This window comes from Aquamicrobium sp. LC103 (assembly GCF_001014615.2).
In the GTDB taxonomy this organism is placed as follows: Bacteria; Pseudomonadota; Alphaproteobacteria; order Rhizobiales; family Rhizobiaceae; genus LBCQ02.
The window spans coordinates 96415-109203 of record NZ_LBCQ02000004.1 but is presented as its reverse complement, the minus strand read 5'-3'; the positions used below and the strand labels follow the sequence as shown (position 1 = coordinate 109203).

Genomic DNA, 12789 nt, shown 5'->3' with positions numbered 1-12789 from the left:
GGGCGTCTCCGCATCATTTGCTCCACTCCTGCCCGTAGCGCAGCTCGGCCGGAACCTCCTCGCCCCGCCGCAACCCGGCCATGTCGGAAAAATGCGGCTCGCTCGTCTCGCCGGGTTCCGCCTTTTCGATGCGCACGCGCAAATCGTACCATGCCGCCTGCCCCGTCACCGGGTCGGAGTTCGACCAGCGCATGCCGTCGCCCTTCGGCGGCAGAAGCTCGTGGATCAGGTGGTTCATCAGAAAACCCTTCTCGGCCTCCGGCGATTTCGGATCGAGCGCCCAGGCGCCGCCGCGCTTGCCGATCGCGTTCCATGTCCACATGGTACGCGAATTGACCGCGTCCGAATGCGCGATCTCCACCTTGATGCGGCCGTGATGCGAGATGACCCAGATCCAGTCGCCATCCTTCAGGCCGTGCGCGTCGCAGATCGCGCCCGGCACGTAGAGCGGGTTCTTGGTGTGGATCTGCCGCAGCCAAGCATTCATCGAGCCCCAGGAATGATACATCGCCATCGGGCGCTGGGTGATCGCGTGATAGGGAAACGCCTCCTCGTCCAGCGCCGCCTCCTCCAGCGGCTGGTACCAGGCCGGCAGCGGCGTGAACGCGGAAAGAATGCGGCTGCGGTGGATTTCGGGCGCGACCGGCTCGCGCAGCCCCTCCGCCGACAGCCGGAATTTCTGCAGTACCTCCGAATAGAGCTGGAAGGTCACCGGCTGCAGCTTGTCGAAGAAGCCCATCCTCACCGCGAAGTCCTGATAGGCGGCGTTGGCATGCTTGAAAAACTGCGCCTCGGCCGGAATATGGGCCGAAAAGAACGAGCCGTTCTCGATATAGCGCCGCAACTGGTCGCGGTTGACCGCCCCTCGCCCGACACGGTCGCCCGCAAGCCCGCGGAAGCCTGCCAGCGGGCCGATGCCCGGCCGGCGCTCGTGGCGCACGATATAGTCCGCATAATCCTCGTAGAGCGGCGTGCCGCGATGGTCGACGAAGCCCGGCAGCTTCAGCCGCCCGCCGAGATCGATCAGCACCGACTGGAAGGCGCGCACGTCGCGGTCGGGCTCCACCACCGGCCAGCGGATCGCGTCGTTGACCGCGTCCGGCTCCGAGATCGGCCGGTCGAGCAGCGATATGCAGTCGTGGCGCTCCAGATAGGTCGTGTCGGGCAGGACAAGGTCGGCATAGGCGACCATCTCCGACGAATAGGCGTCCGAATAGATGATCCTCGGAATGCGGTATTCGCCTGTTTCCTCGTCCTTGTCCTCGAGCATGCGGATGACGCCGCCCGTGTTCATCGACGAGTTCCAGGCCATGTTCGCCATATAGAGGAACAGCAGGTCGATCGGGTACGGATCGCCGGCATGCGCGTTGGCGATCACCATGTGCATCAGCCCGTGCGCCGAGATCGGCGCCTCCCAGGAGAACGCCTTGTCGATGCGGGCCGGCCTGCCCTCCTCGTCGACCAGCAGGTCCTCGGGGCCGAGCGGAAAGCCCAGATGCGGTCCGGACAGCGGCTGGTTCGAGCCGAAATGCTCCGCCTTGCCGTGCGGGCGCGGATGCGCCTCCAGCGGCTTGGGATAGGGCGGCTCGAAGCGGAAGCCGCCGGGACAGTCGACCGCCCCGATCAAGACCTGCAGCATGTGCAGCGCGCGCGCCGTCTGGAAGCCGTTGGAATGGGCCGAGATGCCGCGCATCGCGTGGAAGGAGACCGGCCGCCCGACGAAGGACTGGTGGCGCTCGCCGTTCACGTCCGTCCACGGCTCGTAAATCTCGATCGCCTCGTCGAAGGCGACGCGGCCGATCTCGGCGGCCAGCCCGCGGATCGTCGCCGCGTCCACGCCGGTTTTTGAGGCGACGGCCTCGGGCGCGTATTTCGGGTCGAGATATTCTTCCGCCAGGAGCTGGAAGGACGGCACGGCGCTGCGCCCGTCCGGCAGCGTGAACCGGCCGGAAAGTGCTGCCCGCGCGCCTCTGCTGCCGGTCGGCACGGCTTGCTCGGTGACCGTCTCGAAGACGAGCGGCCTGCCCTCCCCGTCGCGCGCGAACAGTCCGTGATCGGCCGTTCCCGGCGCGTCGATCACCAGCCAGGCGGCGTTGGAATAGCGCGCGAGGTAGTCGACGTCGATGCGCCGCGCCTTCAGGAGCTCGTGCACGAGCGCGAGGATGAGCAGCCCGTCCGTCCCCGGCCGGATGCCGATCCAGTTGTCGGCGACGGCCGAATAGCCGGTCCTGACCGGATTGACCGAGACGAAGCGCGCGCCGCGCTGCTTCAGCTTCGAGATGCCGATCTTGATCGGGTTGGAATCGTGGTCCTCGGCGACGCCGAAGAGAACGAAGAGCTTGGTGCGCTCCCAGTCCGGCGCGCCGAACTCCCAGAACGCGCCGCCGATCGTGGTGATGCCCGCCGCCGCCATGTTCACCGAACAGAAGCCGCCATGGGCGGCATAGTTCGGCGTGCCGTATTGCTGCGCCCAGAAGCCGGTCAGCGACTGCGACTGGTCGCGGCCGGTGAAGAAGGCGAGTTTCTTCGGATCGCGCTCGCGCACCTCGCCCATCCACCGGGTGGCGAGGCCAAGCGCCTCGTCCCAGGAGATTTCCTTGAACTCGCCGGAGCCGCGCGGCCCGGTGCGCAGCATCGGCGCCTTCAGCCGCGCCGGCGCATAATGTTGCATGATACCGGCCGATCCCTTGGCGCAGAGCACGCCGCGATTGACCGGGTGGTCGCGATTGCCCTCGATATAGCGGATCTTGCCGTCCTTCAGATGGACGTCGATCCCGCAGCGGCAGGCGCACATATAGCAGGTCGTCTTCCGCACCTCGTCCGAGACCGGTTTCGACAATTCCACCCGCGCATGCGATTTCACCGGCGACACTCCCATGGCGTCAGGCTTACAGAAGAGCGCGTCGGTTTGAAATGCCCCAATTTTCCACAATCGTGGAACATAATCCCGGCATGCGCCGGCAAGGGAGATATTTCATCCCTCCCCGCCGAACCTTCGCCGGCGATGGACGAATGGAGAGCGCCGGGCTGGACCAAGATCGGAAGCTTGCCAATGAAGCCGCGAGCCTGCTCAATACCGCCATGAACGAAGAACTCTACCGCGCCATCGACGGCCGCAGGGAAGACCTTGTGGCGCTCACCGTCGACCTGATCCGCTTCCCCACGGTCAACCCTCCGGGAGAGGCCTACACGCCCTGCGCGGAATACATCGCCCGGCGGCTGAAGGCGCGCGGCTTCGAGACGCAGCTGATTCGCGGCCAGGACACCCCCGGCGACACCGACCGCTATCCGCGCACCAACGTCGTCGCGCGCCGCGAGGGCCGCTCGCCCGGCGCGACCGTCCATTTCAATTCGCATATCGACGTCGTGGAGGCCGGGGAAGGCTGGACCGTCGATCCCTATGCGGGCGTCGTCAGGGACGGCAAAGTCTATGGCCGCGGCGCCTGCGACATGAAGGGCGGGCTGGCGGCCTCGATCATTGCCGCCGAGGCCTTCGTGGACGTCCATCCCGACTTTCCCGGCGTCATCGAGATTTCCGGCACCGTCGACGAGGAATCCGGCGGCTATGGCGGCGTCGCCTATCTGGCGGCGAAGGGCTTCTTCTCGCGCCCGCGCGTCGATCACGTCATCATCCCCGAGCCGCTCAACAAGGACCGCATCTGCCTCGGCCATCGCGGCGTCTGGTGGGCAGAGATCGAGACGAAGGGCTCGATCGCCCACGGCTCGATGCCGTTCCTCGGCGATTCCGCCGTGCGCCACATGGGCGCGGTTCTGCATGCCTTCGAGGAGGAGCTGTTTCCCGCGCTCGACCGCAAGCAGACGCAGATGCCGGTGGTGCCGGAAGGAGCGCGCCGCTCGACCATGAACATCAATTCGATCCATGGCGGCCAGACCGAGGATTTCCGCCCCGGCCTGCCCTCGCCCAACGTGCCGGATTCCTGCCGGCTGGTGATCGACCGCCGCTTCCTGCTGGAGGAGGAGATCGCCGAGGTGAAGGACGAGGTGACCTCCATTCTCGACCGGCTGAAGCGCGACCGCCCGAAATTCGACTATGCGATCCGCGACCTGATGGAGGTGCAGCCGACCATGACCGACCGCTCCTCGCCGGTCGTGACGGCGGTGGCGGAAGGCATCCGCGAAATCTTCGGCAAGGAGCCGGATTACGTAATTTCGCCCGGCACTTACGACCAGAAGCACATAGCCCGCATCGGCCATCTGCACGATTGCATCGCCTATGGTCCCGGCATCCTCGACCTCGCCCATCGCCCCGACGAATGGGTCGGCATAGACGACATGATCGAATCGGCGAAGGTCATGGCGATCGGCCTCGACGCGCTGCTGCGCGGGGCTCGGCATTAGCTATTTCCTTCTGCCGGACGCGATGACCTTCAAGCCAAGGCGCTGCTTCAGAAAGCAAAAGATTTCCCACGACCGGCGCTGCACCGCAATAAACTCGATTTACTCACGGCTAAATTCGCGCTTCTATCGGCGCAATCAAATTTTCGCCCCGTCCGCGAGGGTGAAGGGAACCCGGGAGAGAACAGCATGAAGATTTTGAGCTCCGTTCTGGTGGCGTCGGCGATCGCGCTCGCATCGGGCACGGCGGCATTCGCCGCCCGCACCGATCTTGTCGTGGGCGTGGTGCTCGAACCGCCGCATCTCGACCCGACCGCCGGCGCGGCCGCCGCGATCGACGAGATCGTCTACGCCAACATCTTCGAGGGGCTCACCCGCATCGGGCCCAGCGGCGAGGTGCTTCCCGCGCTCGCCGAAAGCTGGGAAATCTCCGACGACGGCAAGGTTTACACCTTCAAGCTCAGAACCGGCGTCAAGTTTCACGACGGCAGCGGTTTCGATGCCGAGGACGTGAAATTCTCGCTCGACCGCGCCCGTGCCGAGGACTCCACCAACGCCCAGAAGATCCTCTTCGCCGCGATCGACGATGTCGAGGCGGTCGACCCCGCCACGGTCAAGGTGACGCTCAAGCACCCGCAGGGCTCGTTCCTCTACAATATGGGCTGGGGCGACGCCGTCATCGTCGCGCCCGAAAGCGCCGACGGCAACAAGGAAAAGCCGATCGGCACCGGCCCCTTCACGTTCCAGAACTGGGCCAAGGGCTCGTCGGTGACGATGGTCAAGAACCCCGACTACTGGGGCGAGCCGGTCGCGCTCGAAAAAGCCGAGTTCCGCATCGTTCCGGACGCCGCCGCCGCAATTCCCGCGCTTCTGTCGGGCGACGTGCAGGCCTTCCCCAACGCGCCCGTCGGCGACGCCCTGCCCCAGATCCAGTCCGATCCGCGCTTCAAGGTCGTCGTCGGTTCGACCGAAGGCGAGACCGTGCTTTCGATGAACAACGAGAAGCCGCCCTTCGACAATCTCAAGGTGCGCCAGGCGATCTCCTACGCGCTCGACCGCCAGGCGATCATCGACGGCGCCACCGCCGGCCTCGGCACGCCGATCGGCTCGCATTTCTCGCCGGCCAATGCCGCCTATGTCGACCTGACCGCCACCTATCCGCACGATGTCGAGAAGGCCAAGGCACTGTTGAAGGAGGCGGGCCTCGAAAACGGCTTCTCCGCCACGATCAAGCTGCCGCCGCCGCCCTACGCGCGCCAGGGCGGCGAGATCGTCGCCTCCGAGCTTCGCCAGGTCGGCATCAATCTGGAGATCATCCCGCTCGAATGGGCCGACTGGCTGAAGCAGGTCTTCACCGACAAGGACTACGACATGTCGATCGTCTCGCACACCGAGCCGAACGACATCGATATCTATTCGCGCCCCGACTACTACTTCAACTACCAGAATCCCGAGTTCAACAAGGTCATCGAGGAGCTGAACGTCACCTCCGACGAGGCCAAGCGCAAGGAACTCTACGGCCAGGCGCAGAAGATTCTCGCCGCGGACGCGCCGGTCGGCTTCCTGTTTCAGTTGCCGAAGATCGGCGTGTGGGACGCCAAGCTCGAGGGCATGTGGGAAAACGCGCCGATCCAGGCGACCGACCTGACCAAGGTGAAGTGGGCGGAGTGAGGGCGTCGTAGACTAGCCGGCACGACATGCGCTCTACTTTGCCCCTCTCCGGGCCGCCGCCCATCTCCCCTCTCGCCGAGGGCGGGAAGCGGTCCGCGCGGCGCCCGGAGCGAAAGCGAAGGGCTCGCTCCGGCAGGACCGAGAGGGACGCCGTAGAGCACCGCAACCTCCCGATGCCGGTGCCATGACCGCCTTTCTCGCAAAACGCCTGGGCTTCGGTTTCCTCACCCTCGTCGTCGCCTCGGTCGTCGTCTTCGCCGTGATGGAGATCCTGCCCGGCGATCCGGCGCGCGTCATGCTCGGCATGAACGCCACGCCGGAGGCGCTTGAGACGCTGCGCAACCAGATGGGCCTCAACGAGCCGGTGCTTCTGCGCTATCTCAACTGGGCGGGCGGCCTGCTGACCGGCGATTTCGGTCGTTCCTACACCTATTCCTCGCCGGTCGTCGATCTCATCGGCGAGCGTGTGATCGTCTCGCTGCCGCTGGCGATCATTTCGCTCGTCCTTTCCACCGCGATCGCCATTCCCGTCGGCATCTATGCGGCCGCAAGGCGCGGCAGGGCCGGCGACACGGTCTCGATGGGCGCCGCGCAGCTCGGCGTCGCGGTTCCGAACTTCTGGTTCGCGCTGCTCTTGATCTATGTCTTCGCCGTCTGGCTGCGGCTGGTTCCCGCCGGCGGGTTTCCCGGCTGGAGCGGCGGCATCTGGCCCGGCCTCAAGTCGCTGATCCTGCCGGCGATCGCGCTCGCCCTGCCGCAGGCGGCGATCCTTGCCCGCGTCACCCGTTCGGCCATGCTCGAAGTGCTCGGCGAGGACTATATCCGCACCGCCCGCGCCAAGGGCATGCCGCGGCGCTACGTGCTGTGGCGCCACGCGCTGCGCAACGCCATGATACCGGTCCTCACCATTCTCGGCCTGCAATTCGCCTTCCTGCTCGCCGGCACGATCATCATCGAGAACGTCTTCTACCTGCCGGGCCTCGGCAGGCTCGTCTTCCAGGCGATCACCCAGCGCGACCTGATCGTCGTCGAGGGCGTGGTCATGCTGCTGGTCGCCAGCGTCGTCGTCGTGAACATACTCGTCGACATCTGCTACGCGCTGGTCGATCCGCGCCTGAGGGTGCGGGGATGAGCGGTTTCGTCATGTCGTTCGCGACCTTTCCCCCTCGATGGCAGCAACCGCTGCCCCCTCCGCCTCGCTCCGCTCGGCATCTCCCCCGCTTCGCAGGAGAGGATCCAAGGTCGCGGACGACCGCCGGCGCCGGCTCCTCCCCTGCGAAGCGGGGGAGGTGGCCCGAAGGGCCGGAGGGGGCAAAAGCCGGGGAGGCGGAGCGCAGGGGGCACGACCCGTCGCATTCCCGTCGTCCGCTGAAGCAGAGACGGCACCCTCGTCCGCCGCGGAGCGCGCCATGACCGCCGAGCCGCTCCCGACGCGCCCTTCCGAAACCACGCTCCTCCGCGCCGCCTTCGCCAACCGGTCGTTCCTGATCGGCTTCCTGATCACCGCGGCGATCGCCGCGATGGCCGTCCTTTCCTTCTTCTGGACGCCCTACGACGTCACCAACCTGGTCGTCGCCGACCGGATGAAGGGCCTGTCGGCGCAGCATCCCTTCGGCACCGACCATTTCGGCCGCGACATTCTTTCCATGATCATGGTCGGCTCGCGCAACTCGATCGCCGTCGCCGTGGTCGCGGTCGGCATCGGCATGGGGATCGGCGTGCCGCTCGGCTGCTGGGCGGCGGCGCGCGGCGGCATCGTCGACGAGGCGCTGATGCGGCTCAACGACGTCGTCTTCGCCTTCCCCGCTTTGCTCTCGGCCGTCATGATCACGGCGATCTTCGGCCCCGGCGCGGTCAACGCCATCATCGCCATCGGCATCTTCAACATCCCGGTCTTCGCCCGCGTCGCGCGCGCCGGCGCGCTCGCCATCTGGCCGCGCGAATACATCCTCGCCGCGCGCGCCGCCGGCAAGAGCGGGACGCTGATAACCGTCGAGCACATATTGCCCAACATCGCCTCGATCCTGCTCGTCCAGGGCACCATCCAGTTCGCGCTCGGCATCCTCGCCGAGGCGGGCCTCTCCTATCTCGGGCTCGGCGCGCAGCCGCCCATGCCGTCCTGGGGCCGCATGCTGTTCGAGGCGCAGACGCGCATGATGGTCGCGCCGCATCTCGCGATCTTTCCGGGCCTCGCCATCGTCGTCACCGTGCTCGGCCTCAACCTCCTCGGCGACGGCCTGCGCGACGTCCTCGACCCGAAATTGAGGCGCGAGCGATGAGCCTGCTCGAAATCGAAAAGCTGTCGCTCGACATCGCTGGCGTTCCGATCCTGAACGGCGTCGACCTCGCGATCGGGGAGGGCGAGGTGATGGGGCTCGTCGGCGAATCCGGTTCCGGCAAGTCGATGACGGCGCTCGCCGTGATGAGGCTCCTGCCCAACGCGGCGCGCGCCACGGGCCGCGTCGCCTTCGACGGCATCGACGTCCTGGCGGCACCCGAGGCCGCCATGAACCGGCTGCGCGGCGACGACATCGGCATGGTGTTCCAGGAGCCGATGACCGCGCTCAACCCGGTCAAGACGATCGGCGAGCAGGTCGCCGAAGGCATACGCTGGCACACCGGCGCCAGCCGGGCGGACGCGGAGGCGCGCGCGCGCGCCATGCTCGACCGCGTCGGCCTGCCGGAAAGCAAATTTCCGCTGTCGCGCTATCCGCACGAGCTTTCCGGCGGGCAGCGCCAGCGCGTCGTCATCGCGATCGCCTGCGCGCTGAATCCCAAGCTGCTGATCGCCGACGAACCCACCACCGCGCTCGACGTCGTCCTGCAGGCCCAGATCCTCGATCTCCTGCGCGACCTCGTCTCGGAGCGCGGGATGGGCCTGCTGCTCATTTCGCACGACCTCGCCGTCGTCACCGACATGGCCGACCGCATCACCATCATGCGCCATGGCGAGGTGATGGAGGCGGGCGAGACCGCGCCGACGCTGTCGCGCCAGGAGCATCCCTACACCCGCCAGCTCGCCCGCGCCTCCATGCACGTGCCGGACAGGAAGAAGCACGGGCCTGCGGCGGGGGGCAGCAGCCTTGAGGACCTGCCGCCCCTCCTCTCCGTCGAGAACGTCACCAGGGACTATCCGGGCCGGCGTGTCTCCCTCTTCTCGAAGCCGGAGCCGTTCCGCGCCGTCGACGGCGTGTCGTTCACGCTCCAGGCGGGGCAATCGACCGCCCTCGTCGGCCGCTCGGGCTGCGGCAAGTCCACGCTCGCCCGCATGATCCTCGCGCTCGACCGGCCCACCGCCGGCGCCATCCGGCTCAACGGCCAGGAGGTCAGCGCGATGGATGAGGCGGCGCTCCGACCCGCCCGGCGCGACATGCAGGTGGTTTTCCAGGATCCCTACGGCTCGTTCAACCCGCGCCACGAGGTCGAGCGGCTGGTTGCCGAGCCGCTGCATCTTCTCGAGGAGAAGCCGTCACCGGCGCGGCGGCGCGAGATGGTGGCGACGGCCCTGCACGAGGTCGGCCTGTCGGCATCCGACATGGACAAATATCCGCATGAATTCTCCGGCGGCCAGCGCCAGCGGCTGTCGATCGCCCGCGCCATCATCACCCGGCCGAGGCTCGTCGTTGCCGACGAGCCCGTCTCCGCCCTCGACGTGTCGATCCGCGCGCAGGTGCTCGACCTCTTCGCCGACCTCAACCAGCGGCTCGGCATCGCCTATCTCTTCATCACCCACGACCTGACGGTGGCCCGCGCCATCACCGACGAGGTGATGGTCATGCACGAGGGGCGTATCGTCGAACGCGGCCGGACCGGCGAAGTGCTCGACAACCCGCAATCCGACCCCGCCAGGGCGCTGGTGGCGGCCGCGCCCGACCTTCACCGGGCGCTGAAGCGCCGCATGGGCGAACAGGGCGTCGCTTAGGAACCGCATCAAAAACTCCCCTCCTCCTTGTGGGGGCCCGCAGCGGAGGAGGACCACGAAGTGGTGGAGGGGTGTTTCGGTGAAACCTGACCTGCCCTAAGCCCTCACCACGTCCCTCGGCCGCAAGCCGAGCATCTCGAGCGTGCGCGCCAGAAGCTGGACTTCGTGCCGGCTCAGATCGGCGTCGGCCTTGGCTATGTCGGCGAGGTGACGCGCCAGCGCCACGCGCCGCTCGTGCGGCAGTTCCTCGAATATGGCGAGCGCCTGCGTTGTCGAAGTCTCGTAGCCGAAATCCTGCAGGAAGCGCAGCACGTCCTGAAGCTGCCCGCCCTCGATGCCGAAAGCGTCCTGGCAGATGCGCCTCAACGCCTCCATCTCGCCGTCCTTGACCTCGCCATCGGCCAGGATCATGCGGAAGAGCAGCAGCAGTTCCGCCGTCAGCGCCGGATCGTCGGCGACCTTGCGGACGGCGGGGTCGCCGTCGAAAAGCTCCTTCAGTTTCGAAATCAGCCCGAATGCCATGCGCGCCTCCAGAATCTTTCCCCGATGCTAGAGCATCTAACCGAAAACTGGAATCCGGTTTTCGGTCGGTCCGACGCATGGTGACCTGGCCTGAAATCGCGCTTGCGCAAACCGCCCGGCTGTGGTCGAAGCGCTGCCGTCACCTCACAGAGCCTCTCTCCATGTTCTCCGAACTCGCCTGGGAAATCATCCTGCTGCTCGCCGCGGCAGCCTTCTTCGCGGGCTTCATCGATTCGATCGCCGGCGGCGGTGGCCTCATCACCGTCCCGGTGCTGCTGCTCGCCGGCTTCTCCCCGGTGGAAGCGCTCGGCACCAACAAGCTGCAATCGCTGTTCGGCTCGGCATCGGCGACCATGGCCTACGCCTCCAGGGGGCATGTCGACATCAGGCGGCAACTGCCCTTCGCGGCCGCCTCCTTCCTCGGCGCGGTGGCGGGCGCGATGCTCGCGACGATCCTGCCCGGCGGCCTGCTTCAGGCGGTCCTGCCGCCGATGCTGGTGGCGATCGCGCTGTTCTTCGCCGTCAAGCCCAACATGGACGACGTCGACCGCCACCAGCGCGTCGCGCCCTTCCTGTTCGGCGCAACGATCGTCCCCGTGATCGGCTTCTACGACGGCGTCTTCGGTCCCGGCACCGGCTCGTTCTTCATGTTGGCCTTCGTCACGCTCGTCGGCTACGGCGTGCTGAAGGCGACCGCCCACACCAAGTTTCTCAACTTCGCCTCCAATCTCGGCGGCTTCGCTGCCTTCGCCGCCGTCGGCGTCGTTTCCTGGAAGATCGGCCTGATGATGGGCGCCTGCGCGTTTCTCGGCGCGAGGGTCGGCGCCGGCCTCGCCATGAAGAGCGGCGCCAAGCTGATCAAGCCTCTGCTGGTCACCACCTGCATCGTGCTGGCGATCCGGCTCTATTTCTACTAGCTTTGCCGGCGCCGGCGTTTCGCCATATCATCGCCTGCCATGGACCAGCTCACCGCCGCGTCTCACCCAGCTCGCCCGCCCACGACCGTGATCGAGCGCGACGGTTTCGTCATGCACGAGCGCACGTCTCCGCCCGGCATGGCCGGCCTCGTGTCGAGGATCGTGATCTATCGCGAGCGTTCCGGCCTTCGAACCAGCATGACCGAGACCGCTTCGCTCGACATCCCGCTGATCGTCTCCTTCGGCGCCCCGTATGAGATCGCCCTCGGGCGCGCGCCTTCGAGCGACGAGCGGTTTGGAAGCTTCTCGGCCGGGCTCTATGGCGGACCGGTGCATATCCGCTCGCCGGGCACCACCCATTGCCTGCAGGTCAATTTCACGCCGCCCGGCGCGCGGCGCTTCTTCAGATTCCCGCTGTCGGAACTTGCCGACAGGATGGTCCCCCTCGACGACCTCGCGGATCGGGATCTCCTCCGCCTGAGCGACCGGCTCGGAGAGGAGGCCGATTGGGAGACGCGTTTCGACATCGCGGAGGATTTCCTCGAAACCCGCCTGCGTACGGCTCCCCTCGCCTGCGCGGCCACCGGACGGGCCTATGCCAGGATCGTCGCGTCCGGCGGGCGCGTGACGATGGCGCGCATCGCCGAGGAGGCCGGCTGGAGCCGGAAGCATCTTGCCGGGCGTTTCCGCGAGGAGATCGGCTGCGCGCCGAAGGCGGTCGCGCGCATCGTCCGCTTCAACCGCGCGCAGGCGCTGGCGTCGGGCGGGCGCGAAAGGGGCTGGGCCGATATCGCCGCGGCCGCCGGCTATGCCGACCAGGCGCATCTGGTGCGCGAATTCTCCGAGCTTGCCGGGGCGACGCCCGCGGCATGGCTGTCGGCATTCCGCTGAGGTTACATTTCTTCAATAGCGCGGAACCGAAACCTGCCAGTCTGCGTCTTCCTTCAGCATCAAAGGAGACGACGATGCCAGACTTCAAACCGATCGAACCGCCGCGCATCTACGCGACCTTCCGCTTCCGCGACGCCGCCAGGATGATCGACTGGCTCGGCGAGGCCTTCGGCTTCACCGTGCGCGCCAGCTACAAGGACGACAAGGGCACCGTGCAGCATGCCGAGCTCGCCTTTGGCTCCTCGATCATCATGGTGGGCCAGGCGCGCGAGGACGAATATGGCGACATCGTCGGCGGTCCGGCCGCGACCGGCGGCAAATCGCTCTACATCGCCGTCGACGACGCCGACGCGCTCTATCGGCGCGCAAGCGCCGCCGGCGCGACCATCGAGGAGGAGCTCGTCGATCGCGACTATGGCAGCCGCGAGTTCATCTGCCGCGATCCGGAAGGCAATGTCTGGTGCTTCGGCACCTATTGGCCGAAAGCCGACGAGAAGCCCTGACGGCGAC

General features: G+C 66.9%; 10 protein-coding genes. 8 read left to right on the top strand and 2 right to left on the bottom strand.

Features of this window, described 5'->3' with window-relative positions; genetic code table 11:
* Positions 1–13 precede the first annotated feature (13 nt).
* On the bottom strand, positions 14–2863 hold the full coding sequence (locus XW59_RS09255; protein ID WP_052958084.1) for a molybdopterin oxidoreductase family protein: 2850 nt from the start codon (positions 2861–2863) through the stop codon (positions 14–16).
* Between the two features lie 218 nt (positions 2864–3081).
* Here XW59_RS09255 and XW59_RS09250 point away from each other — a divergent pair, with 218 nt between their 5' ends.
* From XW59_RS09250 to XW59_RS09230, 5 genes are all read left to right on the top strand, one after another.
* Complete coding sequence (locus tag XW59_RS09250; protein WP_047144952.1) at positions 3082–4359, top strand: acetylornithine deacetylase/succinyl-diaminopimelate desuccinylase family protein; 1278 nt, start codon at positions 3082–3084, stop codon at positions 4357–4359.
* Positions 4360–4545: 186 nt separating this feature from the next.
* Complete coding sequence (locus tag XW59_RS09245) at positions 4546–6027, top strand: ABC transporter substrate-binding protein (protein ID WP_047144670.1); 1482 nt, start codon at positions 4546–4548, stop codon at positions 6025–6027.
* Between the two features lie 184 nt (positions 6028–6211).
* Positions 6212–7159 carry an ABC transporter permease gene (locus XW59_RS09240; RefSeq protein WP_047144669.1) on the top strand — a complete coding sequence of 316 codons (948 nt, stop codon included), beginning with the start codon at positions 6212–6214 and terminating at the stop codon, positions 7157–7159.
* A 277-nt stretch (positions 7160–7436) separates the two neighbouring features.
* Positions 7437–8306, top strand: coding sequence for an ABC transporter permease (locus XW59_RS09235; protein ID WP_047144668.1), 870 nt, complete (start codon positions 7437–7439; stop codon positions 8304–8306).
* Complete coding sequence (locus XW59_RS09230; RefSeq protein WP_047144667.1) at positions 8303–9949, top strand: dipeptide ABC transporter ATP-binding protein; 1647 nt, start codon at positions 8303–8305, stop codon at positions 9947–9949. Before XW59_RS09235 ends, XW59_RS09230 begins: the two co-directional genes overlap by 4 nt.
* A gap of 96 nt (positions 9950–10045) precedes the next feature.
* Here the strand turns inward: XW59_RS09230 and XW59_RS09225 are convergent, their stop codons facing one another.
* Entirely contained in the window at positions 10046–10471 is a 426-nt protein-coding gene (locus XW59_RS09225) for a TerB family tellurite resistance protein (protein WP_047144666.1), read from the bottom strand.
* Positions 10472–10632: 161 nt separating this feature from the next.
* On the opposite strand from XW59_RS09225, the gene XW59_RS09220 reads away from it, so the two are divergent.
* The 3 genes from XW59_RS09220 to XW59_RS09210 all read left to right on the top strand — a co-directional run bounded on the left by XW59_RS09220 (position 10633) and on the right by XW59_RS09210 (position 12782).
* On the top strand, positions 10633–11388 hold the full coding sequence (locus tag XW59_RS09220; RefSeq protein ID WP_047144951.1) for a TSUP family transporter: 756 nt from the start codon (positions 10633–10635) through the stop codon (positions 11386–11388).
* Between the two features lie 39 nt (positions 11389–11427).
* A complete protein-coding gene (locus XW59_RS09215) occupies positions 11428–12279 on the top strand; it encodes a helix-turn-helix domain-containing protein (RefSeq protein WP_246666046.1) in 852 nt (283 codons plus the stop codon).
* Positions 12280–12353: 74 nt separating this feature from the next.
* Positions 12354–12782, top strand: a complete 429-nt coding sequence (locus tag XW59_RS09210) for a VOC family protein (protein WP_047144665.1) — start codon at positions 12354–12356, stop codon at positions 12780–12782.
* The last annotated feature ends 7 nt before the right edge of the window (positions 12783–12789 follow it).

What these genes read in the sequence shown, in the direction of transcription:
- XW59_RS09250 (WP_047144952.1), top strand. Translation starts at nt 3,082, where the DNA reads ATGAACGAAGAACTCTACCGCGCCATCGACGGCCGCAGGGAAGACCTT.
- XW59_RS09245 (WP_047144670.1), top strand. Translation starts at nt 4,546, where the DNA reads ATGAAGATTTTGAGCTCCGTTCTGGTGGCGTCGGCGATCGCGCTCGCA.
- XW59_RS09240 (WP_047144669.1), top strand. Translation starts at nt 6,212, where the DNA reads ATGACCGCCTTTCTCGCAAAACGCCTGGGCTTCGGTTTCCTCACCCTC.
- XW59_RS09235 (WP_047144668.1), top strand. Translation starts at nt 7,437, where the DNA reads ATGACCGCCGAGCCGCTCCCGACGCGCCCTTCCGAAACCACGCTCCTC.
- XW59_RS09230 (WP_047144667.1), top strand. Translation starts at nt 8,303, where the DNA reads ATGAGCCTGCTCGAAATCGAAAAGCTGTCGCTCGACATCGCTGGCGTT.
- XW59_RS09225 (WP_047144666.1), bottom strand. Translation starts at nt 10,471, where the DNA reads ATGGCATTCGGGCTGATTTCGAAACTGAAGGAGCTTTTCGACGGCGAC.
- XW59_RS09220 (WP_047144951.1), top strand. Translation starts at nt 10,633, where the DNA reads ATGTTCTCCGAACTCGCCTGGGAAATCATCCTGCTGCTCGCCGCGGCA.
- XW59_RS09215 (WP_246666046.1), top strand. Translation starts at nt 11,428, where the DNA reads ATGGACCAGCTCACCGCCGCGTCTCACCCAGCTCGCCCGCCCACGACC.
- XW59_RS09210 (WP_047144665.1), top strand. Translation starts at nt 12,354, where the DNA reads ATGCCAGACTTCAAACCGATCGAACCGCCGCGCATCTACGCGACCTTC.